The organism is Hymenobacter tenuis, assembly GCF_054780495.1.
Genome location: NZ_BAAGWF010000001.1, coordinates 271,907 through 290,824 on the forward strand (window position 1 = coordinate 271,907; position 18,918 = coordinate 290,824).

General features: G+C 58.2%; 18 protein-coding genes. 6 read left to right on the plus strand and 12 right to left on the minus strand.

Annotated elements, in window-relative coordinates; all coding sequences use genetic code 11:
- Positions 1–21 precede the first annotated feature (21 nt).
- Together ACYVGU_RS01250 and ACYVGU_RS01255 are read left to right on the plus strand one after the other, a co-directional pair.
- Complete coding sequence (locus tag ACYVGU_RS01250; protein ID WP_460620570.1) at positions 22–1,218, plus strand: threonine synthase; 1,197 nt, start codon at positions 22–24, stop codon at positions 1,216–1,218.
- Positions 1,219–1,643: 425 nt separating this feature from the next.
- Complete coding sequence (locus tag ACYVGU_RS01255; RefSeq protein WP_460620571.1) at positions 1,644–3,026, plus strand: ammonium transporter; 1,383 nt, start codon at positions 1,644–1,646, stop codon at positions 3,024–3,026.
- Between the two features lie 128 nt (positions 3,027–3,154).
- Here the strand turns inward: ACYVGU_RS01255 and ACYVGU_RS01260 are convergent, their stop codons facing one another.
- From ACYVGU_RS01260 to ACYVGU_RS01305, 10 genes are all read right to left on the minus strand, one after another.
- Positions 3,155–4,369: a tetratricopeptide repeat protein gene (locus tag ACYVGU_RS01260; protein WP_460620572.1), complete on the minus strand. Its 1,215-nt coding sequence runs from the start codon at positions 4,367–4,369 to the stop codon at positions 3,155–3,157.
- Positions 4,370–4,402: 33 nt separating this feature from the next.
- Positions 4,403–5,614 (minus strand): tetratricopeptide repeat protein, encoded by a 1,212-nt coding sequence (locus ACYVGU_RS01265; RefSeq protein ID WP_460620573.1) that lies wholly within the window; start codon positions 5,612–5,614, stop codon positions 4,403–4,405.
- 22 nt (positions 5,615–5,636) lie between these two features.
- The gene (locus ACYVGU_RS01270; protein WP_460620574.1) at positions 5,637–7,022 is read right to left on the minus strand and encodes an ATP-binding protein; all 1,386 of its coding nucleotides are present in this window, start codon (positions 7,020–7,022) and stop codon (positions 5,637–5,639) included.
- A gap of 109 nt (positions 7,023–7,131) precedes the next feature.
- Positions 7,132–7,932, minus strand: coding sequence for a ZIP family metal transporter (locus tag ACYVGU_RS01275; RefSeq protein ID WP_460620575.1), 801 nt, complete (start codon positions 7,930–7,932; stop codon positions 7,132–7,134).
- Positions 7,933–8,025: 93 nt separating this feature from the next.
- Positions 8,026–8,298 (minus strand): DUF167 domain-containing protein, encoded by a 273-nt coding sequence (locus tag ACYVGU_RS01280; RefSeq protein WP_460620576.1) that lies wholly within the window; start codon positions 8,296–8,298, stop codon positions 8,026–8,028.
- A 3-nt stretch (positions 8,299–8,301) separates the two neighbouring features.
- Positions 8,302–8,502: a hypothetical protein gene (locus ACYVGU_RS01285; protein ID WP_460612872.1), complete on the minus strand. Its 201-nt coding sequence runs from the start codon at positions 8,500–8,502 to the stop codon at positions 8,302–8,304.
- Between the two features lie 34 nt (positions 8,503–8,536).
- Entirely contained in the window at positions 8,537–9,310 is a 774-nt protein-coding gene (locus ACYVGU_RS01290) for an endonuclease III domain-containing protein (RefSeq protein WP_460620577.1), read from the minus strand.
- A 55-nt stretch (positions 9,311–9,365) separates the two neighbouring features.
- A complete protein-coding gene (locus ACYVGU_RS01295; protein ID WP_460620578.1) occupies positions 9,366–10,322 on the minus strand; it encodes a hypothetical protein in 957 nt (318 codons plus the stop codon).
- Positions 10,323–10,672: 350 nt separating this feature from the next.
- Complete coding sequence (locus ACYVGU_RS01300; RefSeq protein ID WP_460612869.1) at positions 10,673–11,083, minus strand: response regulator; 411 nt, start codon at positions 11,081–11,083, stop codon at positions 10,673–10,675.
- Positions 11,084–11,159: 76 nt separating this feature from the next.
- Positions 11,160–12,644, minus strand: coding sequence for a sensor histidine kinase (locus ACYVGU_RS01305; RefSeq protein ID WP_460620579.1), 1,485 nt, complete (start codon positions 12,642–12,644; stop codon positions 11,160–11,162).
- 172 nt (positions 12,645–12,816) lie between these two features.
- Here ACYVGU_RS01305 and ACYVGU_RS01310 point away from each other — a divergent pair, with 172 nt between their 5' ends.
- From ACYVGU_RS01310 to ACYVGU_RS01325, 4 genes are all read left to right on the plus strand, one after another.
- Positions 12,817–13,623: a TrmH family RNA methyltransferase gene (locus ACYVGU_RS01310; RefSeq protein WP_460620581.1), complete on the plus strand. Its 807-nt coding sequence runs from the start codon at positions 12,817–12,819 to the stop codon at positions 13,621–13,623.
- 208 nt (positions 13,624–13,831) lie between these two features.
- The gene (locus ACYVGU_RS01315; protein WP_460620582.1) at positions 13,832–15,337 is read left to right on the plus strand and encodes a hypothetical protein; all 1,506 of its coding nucleotides are present in this window, start codon (positions 13,832–13,834) and stop codon (positions 15,335–15,337) included.
- 170 nt (positions 15,338–15,507) lie between these two features.
- Positions 15,508–15,798, plus strand: coding sequence for an acylphosphatase (locus ACYVGU_RS01320; RefSeq protein ID WP_460620583.1), 291 nt, complete (start codon positions 15,508–15,510; stop codon positions 15,796–15,798).
- A 4-nt stretch (positions 15,799–15,802) separates the two neighbouring features.
- Positions 15,803–16,135: a DMT family transporter gene (locus ACYVGU_RS01325; RefSeq protein WP_460612864.1), complete on the plus strand. Its 333-nt coding sequence runs from the start codon at positions 15,803–15,805 to the stop codon at positions 16,133–16,135.
- A gap of 11 nt (positions 16,136–16,146) precedes the next feature.
- On the opposite strand, the gene ACYVGU_RS01330 is transcribed toward ACYVGU_RS01325, so the two are convergent.
- Complete coding sequence (locus ACYVGU_RS01330; protein WP_460620584.1) at positions 16,147–16,890, minus strand: YqjF family protein; 744 nt, start codon at positions 16,888–16,890, stop codon at positions 16,147–16,149.
- Positions 16,891–16,982: 92 nt separating this feature from the next.
- Positions 16,983–18,791: a GTP-binding protein TypA/BipA gene (gene typA, locus ACYVGU_RS01335; RefSeq protein WP_460612862.1), complete on the minus strand. Its 1,809-nt coding sequence runs from the start codon at positions 18,789–18,791 to the stop codon at positions 16,983–16,985.
- Positions 18,792–18,918: the final 127 nt, after the last annotated feature.

Sequence of the window (18,918 nt, forward strand, 5' to 3'; positions counted from 1 at the left end):
TTTTGCGTTCATCCTGACGCTATGACTACTCTCCTCGCTACTACCTCGCGCCTCCACGAACTGCATTGCGCCGCCTGCCACGCGCCGCATTCGGCTTTTACATTGCAGCGTGTTTCTGACTGCTGCGCGCAACCCTTGCTAGCTTCCTATGACCTAGGCGAGCCGCTGTCCCGCACCGCCGGCATCCGAACGGCCGAAAACTCCATGTGGCGGTACGGCGCCCTGCTACCCCTGCTCGATGAGCGTAACCGGGTAACCTTGGGCGAAGGCTGGACGCCGCTACTACCTCTGCCGCGCCTGGCCGCCCATTACGGCTTTGCCGACTTGCTGCTCAAAGATGAAGGCCAAAACCCCACTGGCTCGTTTAAAGCGCGGGGCCTTGGTATGGCCATATCCAAAGCCAAAGAGCTGGGCGTATCGGGCTGCATTATTCCCACAGCGGGCAACGCCGGGGTAGCCATGGCCGCTTATTGTGCCCGGGCCGGCTTGCGGGCGGTAGTAGTGATGCCTCGGCACACGCCCCAGGCATTTCGGGAGGAGTGCTACTGGTATGGGGCCGAAGTACACCTAGTAGATGGTTTAATCAATGACTGCGCTGCCCGTGTCCGCGAACTGAATGCGGCCGGTGAACTGCTCGATGTATCAACCCTGAAGGAGCCGTACCGCTTGGAGGGAAAGAAAACCATGGGCTATGAAATTGCTGAGCAGCTAAACTGGCAACTGCCCGATGTATTGCTATATCCGGCCGGGGGCGGAACGGGCCTCATCGGCATCTGGAAGGCGTTGCGCGAGATGCAGACCTTGGGCTGGTTGCCGGCCCACGCCAAGTTGCCCCGGATGGTGGCTGTGCAGGCGGCTTCCTGCTGCCCCTTGGTTGCAACCGTATCGGGCCAACAGGCGAATTGCCACAACTACGTAGGGCAGCCAACTATTGCCAATGGACTGGCGGTGCCACGCCCCCTCGGTGAGCCGCTGATGTTGGAGGTACTTCAGCAATCAAAAGGCATGGCCTTAGCCATCACCGACGCACAAATGCTGGAAGGCCTGCGGGAACTAGGCAAAGAGGAGGGACTATTCGTGGCGCCAGAAGGAGCCGCCGTCTGGATGGCCGCCCGACACCTGCTGCAGACCGGCTGGCTGCGTCCTGAGGAACAGGTGCTGCTGCTCAATACCGGCTCGGCCCAGAAGTACTTGGAGAATATCGTCGGTCAGGCTTAATCTGCCTTCTGACTTAGTAACGTAGAGTAAGCAGTGCACTTACATAAACGCCTGCCTCCGCTGACATGGCCTTGCTGTCAGCAGAAGCAGGCGTTTACGTTGGGTATGGGGTTGCTTGTGCTCATCATGATGGGCACCTACATAAGCCCAGATTTTCACAAGAACCATAAATGATGAACTGAGCTAACGACAAGAGTGAGCAAGAGAAAATGTGGGGTAAAACAAGGTTGAGATGTTGAATAGAGGTAGTGAGAAGGTAAAAACAGTATATATAGAATATGGACCTATTTTTTAGGGGTATGAGCAGGAATATTGTATAACATATGGCAAGAGTGAGTTTGGATATAAGGGTGTATTTGTAAAATGTACATAGTTTTTAAGTAGATTGCCCTTGTAAAAGAAGGCTGTTACTTAAAAACGATAGTATGACACCGAAAGTCGCCCCTTTTCGCCCAGGCATTAGTCTGTTCATGCTGGGCACACTCTTGGTATTAGCGCTGGTGGCTGCTTTGGTGCACGTGCCTCACCCCGCCGCCGTCCCCGGCTCACTCAACGGTGCCGATGTAGCCTGGATGCTGACCGCTACAGCTTTCGTCTTGATCATGACGCCGGGCTTATCGTTCTTCTACGGCGGCATGGTGCGCCCCAAAAACGTTATTAGCACCATGCTACAGAGTTTTGTAGCACTAGGTGTCATTACCGTGGTATTCTACTTTGTGGGATTTTCGCTGTGCTACGGCGACTCTTGGTATGGCCTCATCGGCGACCCACGTACGTTTATTTTGCTGCGTAATGTGGGCACGGCGCCGCACCCACTGCTTTCGCCTACCATCCCGTTTATCCTGTTTTTTGCCTTTCAGCTCAAGTTTGCCATTATCACGCCGGCCCTCATCACCGGCTCATTTGCTGAACGGGTCCGGTTTAAAGGGTATCTGGCTTTCATGGTGCTGTTCAGCCTGTTCATCTATTGCCCGCTGGCCCACTGGACCTGGCACCCCGAGGGATTCCTGCGCAAATGGGGCGTGCTGGATTTTGCGGGCGGTACGGTGGTGCATATCTCGGCGGGCGTAGCGGCGCTGGCGGGCGCCATGGTGCTCGGGCGCCGCTCGGCCAGCCTGCGCAGCTCCTCTTTCTCCACACCTAATGTGCCGTATGTGCTGCTCGGAACCGGCTTGCTGTGGTTTGGCTGGTTTGGGTTTAATGCTGGTTCGGCCCTAGGCGCCAACGAGGTAGCGGCCCTGGCCTTCGTGAATACCAACTTGGCTTCAGCCGCCGCTCTTATTGCTTGGCTGCTGGTGGAGATTGTCCGGGGCGGTAAGCCCACTGCAGTTGGGGCGTGCACCGGCGCGGTGGTGGGCCTGGTGGCTATTACGCCGGCTGCTGGCTACGTCGATTACGGCCAAAGCATTTTATTTGGGGTGCTGGCTGCCCTAATCAGCCACGCGGCGGTGCATTGGCAGAACTCGCGCACTACCATCGATGATACCTTGGATGTGTTTCCGTGCCACGGGCTGGGCGGTATTGTGGGTATGCTGCTGACGGGGGTATTCGCTGATAAAGTGGGCCTGATTCATGGCACCTTCACCACCTTTGGCTACCACCTGCTAGGGCTGCTGATTGTGGTAACGTATTCGTTTGTGGGAGGCTGGGTGCTGCTGAAAATCACGGACCGCATTTTTGGGTTGCGTGTGAAGCTACAGGAAGAAGAGCTTGGCCTCGACCTAAGCCAGCACGAAGAGTCCACCTACCACATCGACGAAGACTTTGAACGCACCTACCGCCGGGAACTAGCCCCCGAAAATGCGTAAACCACCTTTCTCTTGCAGTAGCAACACCTGAGGTCGGAAGAACTACTAGCCCCTGATCCAGCATAAACCTACCTGACGAGATGTTGGGTAGGTTTATGCTGGATCAGGGGCTAGTAACTTTTGAGAGGCTAGGAAGGCCGCAGGGCCATCGTCCAGGTATACACCACCAGCACCAGAAGCAACAACCCTAGTACCACGGTGTACGCGCTAGCGCCGGGAGCCCACAAGCTGATGGCCGAGCCCAGCAGCCCGAGGCCCACCAGCACTACCACTGTAGTAATAGCCCAGTTGCGAGGACGTGCCGCGATACGCGGCCGCAGCGCTACTACCAACGGAAACAGGCTGCCCAGCAGCCCCCAGCCCGTAGCATCAAGCCACCCGATTGACCAGATAGCAGAAACCGCCAGTAGCCCCAGCGCATTAACCAATACTACTGCAAACGCCAGGGCCTGCCGCCGCTGCGCCTCCGAAAGTGCGTGTCGGCCATAGGTGTTCAGCAGGAGCAAGCCGTTGAACATGGGGTCAGCGAACCAGCTCATGAACACCAGCAGCAGATACAACGGCAACAGCACCGGCATAAAGCGCACCAGCACATACAGCCCGATAAACAGCAGCTGCTGCTTGCCGCCACTTAGCTTTTCCGTCCAGACGGTGAAGCGCAGAAACGCGCGGTACACCCAATACCGCGCCTTTAGTGATTCTACTAAGCCTTCGCGGGCGTAGTTGGAGGTGGGTTGGCGGCGCAACGCGTCGCGGAAGTGCTCCAGGGCCTGGCGGTGGCGGCCCGCTTCCAGCGCTACCCAGCCGGCATCGGCGTGGGTGCCGGCGTCGTCGGGATCATAGCGGAGGGCTGTTTGCAAGGAGTCGGCGGCATCCTGGGCGTGGCCGAGGCGGGCCAGGCAGCGGCCACGCAGCCCCAGGCAGTCTACGTGCTCGGGGTCGTAGGCCAGGCCCATTTCGGCGGCTCGCAACGCACCTTCCCACTGGCCCCGCTGAAACCGAATCAGGCCCAGGGTGTGGTGATAGTTAGAGTCAGTAGGGTCGAGGGCCAAGGCCTGCTCAATGGCCTGTTGAGCCTCCGAAAGCCGGTGCTGGCGCTGGTGGGCTAGGCTGAGGAGATAGTACGCAAAGTCAAACTCTGGTGATAAGCCAATGCTTGTTTCGATGTGCTGCTGGCCTTCTGTTAGCTGATTCTGATCCAGCAACGCCATGCCCAGCCACGCGTGCGCCAGGGCATCGTTGGGCTCGTTGTGCAGAATGCGGCGTAGCTCCTGCTCTGCCTGCGCTGCCCGGCCCTGGCGCAACAGCAGCAAAATGCGTTCAGACCAGTTGGTTTGTTCCATGGGGGTAGGCAGTGGCAGAGAAAGTGAAACGCATTAATCGTTGAAGGGGAGCTGAGGAGTTTCCTTTTTAGAAAACCAAACCACAATGGAAATTATAAAGGCCAGGGCGAGGAATAGAACCGCAATATCCTCCCTTGATTGGGTATCTAACCAAAGTCGAAACCCAATAATCAGAGCCAGGCATCCTAGCCCCACCAATATCACCAAGAGTACTCGCCAAGCGAGCAGCAAGGGAGAGACGTATAGGTCCAGCATCCGCACATCGGGGTGCCGGCGCCACTGCACGGCGGCAAATGCATGCAGCAGAATTAGTGGGATACAACCGAAGGCAATAATGGGGCATAGCACTAGGAGCAACCGAAGCCATCCTTTGAGTTGGCGCTGCCGGGCTTGCTCTTGTATGGCTTCGGCCCAATCATCGAAGCGAAGTAATTGCCGCTTGAGCCAGAATGAGCGCTTAGCTAGCTGCTCTATGCCCTGCCGTGCTTCCGGATAAGTGGGTTCCAGATGCCAGGCCTGCAGAAAGTGAGCACGTGCCTGCCCAAGCTCACCTCCAGCCTGAGCCTGCTGCCCAAGCCGAATCAGCAGAGGGAGTAGCTTTTTTTTGGCTCTGTCATCGGTGGGATCAAGCCGCATGGCTTCCCGAAAGCGCGCTTCGGCGGCATTCAGGTTGGAGTGGCTTAGCTCTTCTTCGCCCTGCAAATAATGCGCAAGCGCTAACGTGGGGTGCCAGTACAGGAGTTGCTTAATGGTTAAGGCCGCTTCCTCTGGCTGGTGCAAGTTGCGTAGAGCCCTGATGCGCTGAAACAAGCACTCTTTGTGGCCGGGGTTGCTATACAAGCCGAGCTTCGTAGCGGCCAATGCTTCCTCATGGCGGGTGAGCGTGTTCAGGATAACTGCCTTATGCCCAAAAAGCGAAGCGCTACGCGGATTAAGCCGCAACGCCTCCTCGATGGCACGCAGCGCCTCATACGGTTGCTCGTTGCGCAGCAGCGCAACGCTATGAAAATAGTGGGCGTCAGGTTGCTGTGGGTCGAGGGCAATGGCTTGCCGAACGGCCGTTAACGCCTCCGCATGGCGGCCGGGCTGGTGGAGCAGCACCAGCGCCAGCAACTCATGCGCGGCGGCTTCCTCCGGATGGGATGCCAGGCGCCGCCGCACGAGCTGCTCCGCTTGCTCGGGGCGGTGTACGGCCAGCAAGTGCTGCACCGCTTCCTGCCACCGGCTGTTCTCTACGAATTCCATGCGCTTTGGCCCTGCAAACTACCTAGGGTTTTTTGATGCCCAGGTACACCAGAATATCGTCGTAGATGCCGCCTTCGTTGGAGTACAGCGCGTAGTTTTTGGCAGTAGCAAACCACTCGCGGGTACTAGGCTTCACTTTACCGGCAGCCTCCAGCAAGGTGCTTTGCTCCAGCGGCAAGGGCTTACCAGCTTTCATCGACTCCCGCAGGCGGCTTTCTACGGCCACGTCTACCACCGCTTGCAGGTCGGCGCCGGAGTAGCCCGCGGTTTGGGCCGCCAGCTTGCGCAGATTTACAGTCGAGGCCACGGGCTTGCCTTGCAGCAGCACCTCTAGTACGGCTTCACGGGCGGGCTCATCGGGAGGCGTAACCAGCAGAATCCGGTCGAAGCGGCCGGGGCGGCGGAAGGCGGAGTCGAGTTGCCAGGGCGCGTTGGTAGCCGCCAGAATCAGCACACCATCGTTGGAGCGGGTGGCCCCATCCAGCTCCGAAAGAAACTGGTTGATGACGGTGCGGCCGGCGCTCTGGCGCAAATCGTGGCGGTTGGCGGCCAGGGCATCTACCTCATCAAAAAACAGCACGCACGGCGCCTGCAAGCGGGCCTGCTCGAAAATCTGGTGCAGGTTTCGTTCACTGCTGCCCAGCCACATATCCAGAATATCGTTAATACCCACGTGGATAAAGCTGGCTTGCACCTCGCCAGCCGTGGCGCGGGCCAGGTGGGTTTTGCCGCATCCGGGCGGGCCATACAGCAGCAGTCCGCCACCGGCCGCTTTGCCGTAGGCTTTGTACAGATCGGGAAACTGCAGCGGATGAATGATTTTCAGCCGGATTTCCTCCTTGATGGCCTCCATGCCGCCCACGTCCGCAAACGTGATTTTGGGTCGATCGAGCCCGCTGAACAGCGTGTGCTCGATGCTGAATTCTTCATCACCAGAGCTGGCGGGCGCCTCCTGGCCTGAAAAAGCAATGGGCGCACCGCCGTGCGCCGGCTGGGCCGTGCCGGCGCTGCCCCGCAGGCGCGCCATAAGGTCGGCGTCCTCGAGGGTGGGGTTGAAGTGCAGTGCGGTTTGGTAGGCCTCGCGGGCCGCGGCCGCCTGGTTGGTTTCGAGCAGCAAACGGGCGTGCAGCAAGTGAGCGCGCGCGTGTTCGGGGCGCGCCGCCAACAGCTCCTCCACCACTACAAAAGCCGCCGACGTTTTGCTTAGTCCCGCGTAGGTAGTGGCCAGCCCAAGCTGAAGGTCCGCATCATCGGGGGCTTGGCGCAGGCCGGCGCGGTATAGGTCTTCGGCCTCGGTTAACCGGCCCGACTGACCTAGTAAATCGGCGACGTGCTTGCGCAGGGCCAGATTATCGGGCGAGAAAGCCAGGGCTTCTAGTAGGGGTTGAATAGCAGATGAATCAGGCATAGGTAGCAAAACAAACAGTAGCTGCAAGCTACGGAATGTAGGGCGAAGGCTAGTTCCGAGGCTCGAATTCAAGCGCCTGTCAGCCCAAAGCAGAACAGGATGACGGTGCCTAGCTGCCGAGCTTACTCAGTACGAACGACGCCAAGAAGCCCAGCACCGTGATGAGACCCGTGAAGTTATGCGCGGCCTCAAAGGCTTCCGGAATCATGGTGTCGGCAATCATGGCCAGCACGGCGCCAGCCGCCACTGCCATGGTGGCTGCTACTATTTCGGGCGGAAAGCCGCTAAAGAGGGTGTAGCCCGCCAGCGAAGCTAGGCCTGATATTATGGCAATGCCACTCCAAAGCAATAGAACATAGCGAGCGGAACGGCCCGCCCGGCGCATGCCCGAGGCGCTGCTTAGGCCTTCAGGAAGATTACTCAGGAAAATGGCCACCACCGCTACCATGCTCACGCTACCGCCCGCCAGCATACTCAGCCCGATAACGATGCTTTCCGGAATGCCATCGAGCAGGGCGCCAACTGCCAGCGCCATGCTATTGTCGTCCCCGGCTTCAGTGCCTTCTTTCTCTCCTTTTTTCACCGCTTGCCGTTCGTGCGCTTGGTGCCGGCCCGAGCGTTTGCGGTGTTTGGCACCGTAGCGGGCCAGCAGCCAGTTGGCTACCGTGTAGGCGGTTGCGCCTCCCAGAAAGCCTAGGGCCGTAGCCAGAAAGCCGCCGGTTTTGTAGGCTTCCTCCATGAGCTCCAGGGAGAGAGTTGAAATCAGCACGCCGCTGCCAAACGCCATAATGGCGGCAATAAGCCGCTGGGGCACGCGCGCAAAATAGCCTAGGGCCGCACCCAGCAGCAAAGCTGAACCTGACACTAGGCCCCAAAAGCCAGCCAAGGCCCAGGTAGGAAAATGCATCATAAAAGGAGGGGAGAGGAGCGGGCGCGGCAAGCGCCGCAGTACAGGTATTGCTTCAACGCAAACCTTCGGTGAAGGATACACCCTCGCTACCCCCTACACCACCCGAAACCGCTCCAGCACCACTCGGATCTGCTCGTCGCTGAGGCCCGCCACTTCTACTTTCTTGAAGGGCGCCGTATGGCCGCTAAGCAGCGTAACGCTGGATTTGCTGACCCCGAATACCTCTGCCAGATAGCCCAACAGGCACACATTGGCCTTACCATCTTGGGCTGGTGCGTTCAGCCGAACGGTTACAGTGCCATTGGGGGCTAGCTCCAGCAGGTTGCGGCGGGTGTTGGGTTTGGCTTTCAGGTGCAGAACGGGCACAACTTAAGCGGGGTCGTTGTAGGCATCATATACGTTCCAGGCCCACAGTACAAAGGGAACAATTAGCGTCCAGGATAGCAAAAAACCCACAATGCCGCCTACTACCCAAATCAGAATGGCCTTTATGATCTGGCCTTTAACGAGCTGTCCGAGGCCTGGAATAAACACTGAAAGCAGAGCAGGTAATCCGTAGGTTGTTTTCATGAGAAAGAGAGATGAGACGGGAAGTTGCAGAAACTTATCGGTTCAGGCGAGCCTGGCCAAACGGGCAGCGTTCCAGCACCACGCACCGGCCGCAGGCGGGCGTATGAAAGTAGCAGCATTTCTGCCCATGAAACATCAGCGCCTCGTGGTGGTCGTATACCTGCTGCGCGTCCCAGCCCTCGGGTAACAGCGCTTCCAGTAAGGCATGAGAAGCCTCCGTCCCCACTTTCGGGCCAATGAGGCCCAGGCGCTGGGCCACGCGGTGATGGTGGCTATCGACGGGCATGGCCGGGCGCCGCAGGGTGCTAAAAAGCAGTACGGCCGCGCTGGTTTTGGGCCCTACCCCCGGCAGCTGCTCCAACCACGCCCGGGCCTCCGGAATGGGCAACGTGGCCAGAAACTCCAGGTCGCAGGGGCCGCCACAGCGCTGGCTTACCTCGCGCAGCACGTGTTGCAGGCGCGGGGCTTTCTGCTCGGGCCAAGTGCAGGGGCTGATGGCTTCTTCTACCTCGGCCGTGGGGGCTTCGCGCACGGCATCCCAGCTCGGAAACCGGGCCCGTAGTTGCTGGTAGGCGCGGTGGGAGTCTTGGTTGCGGGTCCGGTGCGACAACATGGAGCTAATAAGCTCGCTCAGCGGATCTTTGGTGCTGAAGAACGGAAACGGCGCGCCATACTCAGCGCACAACCGCTCATGAGCCCACAGGGCCAGGTCGCGGCGTTCAGCAAGGGTAGTATCAGGTGCAGGCAAGGATGAAGATTTCACTTGGTAGCCTACGCAACTGTTGGCCGTTGAGGTTAGCTGGGGCATAAAAAAGCCCTCCCACAAAGTGGAAAGGCTTCTTATTACCAAGAAAACGGTTGCGCTATTGTCCGCGGTTGTAGAGCAGAATAGCCTGTTTGATGTTGTTCTGCTGCTTGCCGCCAATAACCAGCGGCACAATGGCCAGCGGAATGGCCGCATACATCAGCGGCGAGAGGGAAAAGCTATTGCTGCCGTTAAAGCTGGAAAGTACGCCCGCCAGCATCAGACCGCCCGCCCCAATGTAGCTGAGCGTGGTGTAGGTTTGGTAGCGGCGGGCGCTGGCCAGCAACTGCTGCGAGCCCGCGTTATCAGTAGTTGCCAACTGCAGGTTCCGGATGCTCAGGTCTTCAATAGGGCCGTTGTCTTTGCTGAAGTACTCCTGACGCACGGTGCGGTAGCCCCCGAAGCCGCCCATACCACCGTAGGGGTGGCCGCCGTAGCGGCCCATGCCGTAGGGGCTCATGCCATAGGGGTTATTGGAGTACTGCTGGCTTGTGATGGAGTATAGGCTGATGCGGCCCACCCGGTCGCGGCGCAGGGTGGTTTCGCGCTTGGAGCGGCCTGGCAGGGTAGTGCGCACATAAAACCCGGTTTCATCCTCATAGTAGCGCACATCGTTCAGCTCGAAGCGCTGCTGCCCATCAACCAGCACAAACGTGCGGCCCAATAGCGGCTGCTTTAACTCTACATCATACCCTTTAATCACCTGGCCCGATTTCAGGCCCACAGCATAGCGGCTGGTATTGGCGGGCGGCAACTGAGTCTGGCGCTGTTGGGTGCGGGCCGAGTCGGGCACGGCCGGCGGAGAGGCCAGCGTACGGGGCTGCGGGGCACGGCGGGCAGTATCGGCCGGGGCGGCAGGCGTAGCGGCTGCGGGAGCAGAAGCTGGCGCTGGCGCCGGAACGGTAGCCGGCTGCGGAGCGCCGGGCAGCGTGTTTAGCTCACGCGGCGTTTGCTGCGCCAAGGCCGGAAAGGTCAGCGCGCAGAGTGCAAGTAGGGAGAGAGAACGGAGCGACATACGAGCAAATAAAGCAGAAAGCGGAGAATATCAGACGCCAAGCCCCCAGACAGTGCAAATTGTGGGCAGCAGGCCCCTCGAAACAGCAGATTTCCGCCGAAGGTGCCCGGGCTGCCCAGCAAACGAAAATCCTCATTTCCAGTGTATGTGCTACTTTCCGGCAGGTGCGGTTTTTTGCCTTGAGCACCCTAGGGCCTGAAAGGTTGCATCCTTCCAGGAGCCAGCTGGGCTAGTATGGGGCAGAGGTTTGCGGCTGCGAATGGGGTAGTACTTCTGCCTGCGTGCGGCAATATCGGCCTCAGAGCCGCGCTGCCCATGGTTGGGGCATAAGCAGGGCCTAGTGTTGCCTATTACCGCAGCAGCTTTTCCAGCAGACTGATGCTGTCAACCATGTCGGTGCTGGTTTCAAAATCCAGGGGCTTGATAATGTAGCCGCTCACGCCCAGGTTTTGGGCGCTGAGGCGGTCGACGTCCATGCCAGAGGTAGTGATAATGAAAACCGGGATGGTGCTTAGCTCCGGATGCGTGCGGATTTCTGCCAGAAACTCGTGCCCGTTCATTTTAGGCATGTTCAAATCAAGCAGAATTACCTCTGGCAGCGGCTGAATCTGTTCCACGCCGTTGGTGCCAAGTAGCATATCCAGGGCCTCTAAGCCGTTGAAGGCAGTGTACAGGTGATGCGGAACGCTGAATTTCTCGAAGGCTTTTTGGGCCGTCATGGTATCAAAGAAGTCGTCTTCAACAAGCAGAACTGAGCGCATGAGGGAAGGAGAATGGAGTGGTTGAAATAAGCGAGACGCTGCCGCGCAGGTATCGGCGGCGGGCTAGGCTGGAGGGTTACTTGGGCCAGGTGAATATAAAGGCGGCACCCTGCCCTTCGGCCGAATCAATATGAATCGTGCCCTTCTTCTCTTCTAGAATCTTTTTTACGATGCTGAGCCCGATGCCGGTGCTTTCGGCGGTATTCCGGTCGCGGAGGGTCTGAAACATCAGGAATACTTTCTGGTGAAACTGCGGGGCAATGCCCGGGCCGTCGTCCTGCACCCGAAACTCATAGCATTCATCTACATCGCGGCAGCTAACAGTAATAAGGCCATCGGGCCGGTTGTGGTATTTGGCGGCGTTGCTCATCAGGTTCGTGAGCACCTGCTGCAGGCTAAGGCGGTCGGTGACAAAAGTAGGCAGGGGAGTAGGGGTTTCGACGCGAAACGTAGGCGGCACCACCAGGTCGGCTACTTCCTGCACCAACTCCTGCACGTTTACTTCTTCCAGCACCTGCTCCGCGCGGCCGGCGCGGGCATACGCCAGCAGCCCGTTAATGAGGTCTTCGAGCCGATGCAGGCGCCCCTTCATCATGTCCAGGTATTGGCGCATCTGCTCGCTGAGTTCCTGCGGCAGCTCGTCCTCAATCCATTTCATAACGGTTACTACCCCGCGCAACGGCGCTTTCAGGTCGTGGGAGGCTACATAAGCAAACTGATCAAGCTCCCGGTTCCGGTTTTCCAGCGCCGTAAAGCTATTGTCCAGGGCCTGGGTCATGTGGTTGAGCGCCGTGGCCAAGTTGCCGAGGCTGTCCTGCTCCAGGTCGGATATTTTAACGGAATAATCGCCCTGCACTACCCGGTTTGCTAGCCCCTCAATCAGCCTAATCCGGTGTGCAACGCCTTCGTTGCTGCGGGTAAGCTGTAGCTGTAGCTCTTCATTGGCTTGCAGCTCTTTGGTAATCTTGCTGAAAAGCCAGAGCACAATGAAAGTGGCCAGCACCGCCGATACCACAATGGCAATGGGGGTGGTTTTTTCAAAAAACTCCTGCCGCTGCCGGCGGCCGCGCAACAGAAGCTCCTCATCCAGGCGCAGGCGCTCCAGTAACTGGCGCAGCTCCATCTGGCGCTTCCGGTCGCCGATTACCAGCTGCCGAACTGCCTTGATACCGGGTTTTTGTTTGGTCCAGCTATCGAGGTACGCTACTTCTTCCTGCATGGCCTGTTCTAGCGTATCGAGGCGCTGCTGCTGGTGTTGGTTATCAAAGGTAAGTCCGCGCAGCAGGTTAAAGTCGGCGTAGGCAACCGGTAGCACCTCGCGGAAGGTTTGTAAGGAAGCTGTGTCGTTGAGCAGCAGATAGCCGCGTACATGACTTTGGGCGTCGCGCATGTGGCCCCGCAAGCTGGCAGTGCCAGCCAATACCTGGTAGGTATGCTCTACCTGCTGGGTGTAGTAGGAAAGCTGCTGGATGCTGTACCACGATGTAAGGGACGTTGCCAGGAGTACTCCGAGGGCAATGACAAAGCCCAGGATAATTTTGGTGTTAAGCGTGAAACCCATGAAGCGCGGCAAAAAGTACAAGCGGCAAATGCGGGCCTAAGGTACAAGCTGCCGCCGGACTGTGCCCTACCAGACTACGCGGCCCGAGCAGGTTGGCTGCGTATCTTCGTGGCGCCAGATACCACTACGTGCTACCAAAGCGTTGCTTTGGAAATGCCCTTATTTCGCCTTCATGCCCGATTTCATTACCAGCCCGCAAAATCCGCGTATTAAAAATTTGCTTCGTTTGCAGCAGAAGTCATCGGAGCGGCGGGCGCAGGGCCTCACCATTATTGAGGGTTTTCGGGAGCTGACCATTGCGCATGGTGCTGGGGTAGTGATAACCGCCCTGTTTGTGTGCCCGGAGCTGGCTGGCCCGGAGCGCCAGCAGGAGCTGCACCGGTTGTTTGGCGCCAGTGGTCCCGAGTGGTTTGAGGTATCAAAAGCCGTATTTGACAAGGTTGCCTACCGCGAGGGGTCTGATGGCCTGCTTGCCCTAGCAAAGCCGCCCCTGCTTACGCTGGAGGCTCTGCCGCTGCCGGCCGCGCCGCTGCTGCTGGTGCTGGAAGCCGTGGAAAAGCCGGGCAACCTGGGCGCCATTCTGCGCACCGCTGATGCGGCCCAGGCCACGGCCGTTATCGTCTGCGACCCACGCACGGATCTGTTCAATCCCAACGCCATCCGAAGCAGTATTGGCTGCTCCTTCACGGTGCCTACCATTGCCACCACCCGCCCTGAGCTGCTGGCGTGGTGCCGGCGCCACGGCATCCGGACGTACGCGGCTGCCCTCACGGACCACGCCGTGCCCTACACCACCTGCGACTTCCGGGGTCCCACTGCCCTCGTAATGGGCACCGAGGCTGATGGCCTGACTCCGGAGCTTATGCAGGCCTGCGACCAGACCATTATCATCCCGATGCGCGGTGCCATCGACTCCTTAAACGTGAGCACGGCCACCGCCATTCTCACCTTTGAAGCTGTGCGCCAGCGCGGAGCTTAGCCAGATGTCCTATCTTGAGGCTGCAATAGTTGAGCTTTAATGGATTCTGGAAGGCAAATGCATCGTTTGAGGTGGTTGGAGCAAGTGGCCTGTATCAGCCAACAGCCACGGGCGTTGCTATGCAATAGAGGCTTGTCAGGGGCATGCAGTGTTCGGATGCCTGCGGTGGTTCCGGGCCAGATGGTGGGTAAGGTATAAGCATGTGGCAATGAATCGGCTTATCCTTTTTTTCTCCTCACACGCCCAGGCGTACCGGTTTGTCTTTTTTCTGGCCCTAGTGCTGCTGCTTGCTAGCACGTATCAGCGCGTTATCAACCTCGATGAATCCTGGATTGGCGAGCAGGCGTACTGGGCCGCCAAAGAGGGCGTGGTGCGTTCTGAGCTGTTTCGAGGTTTCATCCAGGCCGAGACCCGGCAGCTGGTGTATCATAAGCTATTTGTGTGGCAGGGTGCTGGTATGGTGCGGCTGTTGGGCTGGTCGGTGCTGAGTTTGCGCTTGCTGAGTGTGCTGTACCTCATGTTGTTTGGGGTGCTTAGCCACCGCTATCTGCAAACCCTAGGCCTGCGCAACCCCCGAACCGCCACCCTCCTGTTTTTCTCACTGCTGCTGATTAACGCGCTGGTGGTCGAGTTCAGCTTTATGTTTCGGCCCGAGCTGATGCTCATGAGCCTGGGGTTTGCCTCGTGGGTGTGCCTAGAGCAAGCGCGGCCGCCCGAACGACGGTTGCTGTACTGCATTGGTGCGGGCGCCCTAGCCGGGTTAGCGGCCCTTACCCACCTCAACGGGCTTATTTTTGTGGTGGCCGGCGGCGGAGTGCTGCTGTGGCGGCGCAACCTAGCGGCGCTGGTTGGGTTTGGACTGCCAGTGCTCGTTTGTGTGGGGCTGTACTTTCTGGAAGTAGTTGTTACCGACTCTTGGGCGGCCTTCTGCCAACAGCTACAGCCCGCCATGAAGCAGGAAGGCACTACCCTGTGGGGCTACGTAGAGCGCCTGCTACAGGAGCACAAGCGCTTGTTTCACTCCTCCAAAGAAGCCTCGCTTTCCGTTTTTGCGCTGCTGGCGGGCTACGTGCTTTTCCGGCTGCGGGCCACGTTTCCGGCGGGCTGGCTAACGGAAGTGGTGGGCTACACGGTGCTGCTGATAGCGGCGCTGGCTTGCATTGGCCAGAATCGCAACTCGTTTTACACGGTGCTCTACATTCCGTTCCTTGTGCTGCTTATTACACTGGCCTTCGACCGACTCTCGGTGGTGGAAGGAAATCGGCCGCTGAGTGCCGTAATGGGCGGTTTGTACGGGTTGTACGTGGTGCTGAACTGTGGAAATATCTTCTACCTGATTAATCTGCATCAGGATACCGTGCGGCAGAACCGGTTGTTGGCGCAACATCTGGCTCCCTATCAGGGCAAGCGGGTGGTGGCGCCTTTGTCTTTTGTGTTCAATGAAATTGGCCGCTTCCAGATTCAGGGCACGTTCTGCTATCATCTGCTGGCTACCAATGGCTTCGCCGGCACCAGTGCTCAATCGCCGCTGTGGTTTTTCAACCGCGCCGCTGAGTTCCAACGACAGCTGCTGCTGCTAGACGACGAGTCGTTGAAGGTGCTGCAGCTGCCGCGGCCAGCCGTGGCGGGGCAGCAGTTTGGGCAGTACCGTTTCAGCCACCAGTTTCAGCGCTTCTACATCTACGAAGTTTTGCCGCCGGCTCTTCCCCGCTGATTGCGGCGGTTTGCGCCATACGCGACCCTAGTAAATTGCCTGGGAAGCTGGCCTGTTAGGTGTGGTAGTGCCGTTAGGTACTAGGCCTTGCTCTTCGGTAAACCCAGCGGCGGGCGTCACGTTTCGATGTACTAGTGTATTTTGGCCAGACTCTTCCCTAGGCTCCCGCAATGAACCAAGCTACTGAACACCGCACCATTCGAGTTTACGGGCAGGTGCAAGGCGTTTTTTATCGTCAGAGCGCGTCGCAGCAAGCCTCCAGCCTCGGGCTGGCCGGCTACGTTCAAAACAATCCGGATGGCACTGTAACCTTGAAAGCCGAAGGACCTGCCGCCGCCCTTAATGCGCTGGAAACCTGGTGCCGGCAAGGTCCCCCCGCGGCGCGGGTAGAGAGGCTGGAAGTAACCACCGGCGAACTACAAGGCTACCGCGGCTTTGAGGTGCGTCGGCACACTGCATAAGCTCATGAAATACTGGATGTTTCTACTGCTGGCTATTCTGGCCGAAACGGCCGCTACCACGGCGTTGCGGGCCTCAGAGCAGTTTACCAAACTGCTACCCAGCGTGGTAGTGGTGGTCGGCTATGGGCTGTCATTCTATTTCCTGAGCCTGACGCTGAAAAGCATTCCGATGGGCATTGCATACGCCGTATGGTCGGGTATTGGTATTATCCTGATTACCCTGGCCGGCATCGTGCTCTACAAACAAACCCCCGACACACCCGCGCTTATCGGGATGTTGCTGATTCTGGCGGGTGTAGTCATTATCAATATTTTCTCGAAAACACCGGCATCCTAAGGTTACTGGCCCTACACACGCCGCAGTTCCCGCACCCACACATCCAGCGAGTCGGCGGCATGAAGCAGGGGTGGGCCTACGGGCGTGGGCAACCCGTGGCTTTCGATTAGGGTCGAGTGCCATTCGCTTACAGTCGCTTCGCGCAGGGGCCAGGGCTCGTGCAGCAGATGCCCACGCCATAAGCTGGAGCCATGGCTGCCGGGGCGAACCTCTGGGCCAGCGGTGTACAAGTGGTAGCGCTCCGTCAGAAAATAAGCCAAGGAGCCGCGCTTTGCCTGTGGCAGGGGGGCGCCTAAGGTCCAGGTAGCGGCAAAGGTGGCTGGCGCCGCGCCCCGGTAGGTGCGCTCAGCCGTTGCCCGCAGCGTATCACCAGCGCGGTCCAACGACATGCGTGTATGCAGGTAGGGGAGGTGGAAGAGGGTTCGGGCTGCCCACACCCCTAGGGGCTGTGTAGCATCCAAGGAAAGAAACCACACGCCCGGCACCCCATCTAGGCGGGCATAGGTGCGTACATTCAGTTCATGCAGGGCGCTCAGGCCCGGCACCGCCGGCAACCCCAAAGGCCGAATGTGGCTCATGGTAAACGGCACCACCCCCAGCCACGCTTGGCCCTCATACAAATCCAGCTCTAACCGCTCCGGCAGATACGGCCGCAGCAATTCGGGCGCCACTGCCCAGTGTGCAAACAGCAAGTTGCTCCAGCGCTGGCGCATAAGGGGCAGTCGGGGAAAGCGAGCAGAAACTGCATTGGGCATAGAAACAGTGAGTAGCGGGTGTTGGGTTTGGCAGTAAAACAAAAAGGGGGCAGCCATTGGCTGTCCCCTTTTTGTTTTTAGTTGGCTGGCAACTAGTCTACTTTCTTGGCGTAACGCAGACGCTCGTTTTCGTCGAGCAGGATCTTACGCATCCGCACTGATTTAGGCGTCACTTCCAGGTACTCATCCTTCTGGATGTATTCCATGGCTTCTTCCAGCGAGAACTGGCGCTTCGGCACAATCTTCACGTTGTCATCCGTACCCGAAGCACGCATGTTCGTGAGTTTCTTGCCTTTCTGGATGTTAATGGTCAAATCGTTGGGGCGGGTGTGCTCACCGATAACCTGACCAGCGTACACTTCCTCACCGGGCTCAACGAAGAACTCGCCGCGGTCCTGCATCTTATCAATGGTGTACGCAGTGCCAGCACCGGTATCCATCGAAATCAGCGAACCAGAAATACGGCCTGGAATCACGCCCTTGTACGGCTCGTACGAAGCAAAGCGGTGGTTCATGATGGCCTCACCAGCAGTGGCGGTCAGCACGTTGTTACGCAACCCAATCAGACCACGCGCCGGAATGTTGAACTCCAGGTGCTGCAGGTCGCCTTTCGGCTCCATGATGGTCAATTCGCCTTTGCGCATCGTTACCAGCTCGATAACCTTGCCGGCAGTTTCTTCCGGTACGTCAACTACTAGGTGCTCAATAGGCTCCAAGCGGTTGCCGTTTTCGTCTTCGCGGAACAGCACCTGCGGCTGGCCTACTTGCAACTCAAACCCTTCGCGACGCATGGTCTCGATGAGAACTGACAAGTGAAGAATACCGCGGCCGTACACCAGGAATGTGTCTTCCTTATCGGTTTCCTTTACGCGCAGGGCTAGGTTTTTCTCAGTCTCTTTGAACAAACGGTCACGCAAGTGACGCGAAGTCACGAACTTACCTTCCTTACCGAAGAACGGCGAGTTGTTGATGGTGAACAGCATGTTCATCGTCGGCTCGTCGATGCTGATGATAGCCAGACCTTCGGGGTTCTCGGCATCAGCCAGCGTATCACCGATTTCGAAACCTTCGATGCCGGTTACGGCGCAGATTTCGCCGGAGCTAACTTCCGAAACCTTGGTACGACCCAAGCCTTCGAACACCTGCAGTTCTTTGATTTTTACTTTCTTGATGGTGCCATCACGCTTCACTAGGCTCATGTTAGCGCCTTCTTTCAGCGTGCCGCGGTGTACGCGACCAATAGCGATACGGCCAACGAACGACGAGTAGTCGAGCGAAGTAACCTGCATCTGGGGCGTACCATCCAAGGTAGGAGCCGCCGGAATAGAAGCTACCACGGCGTCGAGCAGCGGAATGATGCTGTCGGTTTTAACTTTCCAGTCGGTGCTCATCCAACCCTGCTTCGACGAGCCATACAGCGTCACGAAGTCCAGCTGATCTTCAGTGGCACCTAGGTTGAACATGAGGTCGAACACCTGCTCGTGCACCTCGTCGGGGCGGCAGTTTTCTTTGTCTACCTTGTTCACCACCACGATGGGCTTCAGGCCCAGGTCAATGGCTTTGCCCAGTACGAAGCGGGTCTGGGGCATGGCACCTTCGAAGGCATCGACGAGCAGCAATACGCCGTCGGCCATCTTCAGTACACGCTCCACCTCGCCGCCGAAGTCGGCGTGACCAGGGGTGTCAATGATATTGATTTTTACGTCCTTATAACGTACTGATACGTTTTTAGAGACGATAGTAATGCCTCGCTCACGCTCCAGGTCATTGTTATCCAAGATGAGGTCGTCGAACTGCTGGTGTTCGTCGAACAGCTTGGAGGCGTGAATGATCTTGTCCACGAGCGTGGTCTTGCCGTGGTCAACGTGGGCGATGATGGCGATATTCCGAATGTTCTGCATACAAAGGTTTTTCCGGGCGCAAAGGTACGGAATGTTTAGCGCAAAAACTTGTCGGTAATTAATTGTTAATGAGAGAGGAAGAAACTACCGACGATATGCAAGACAACTCGTTGGGTTGCTGACGTTC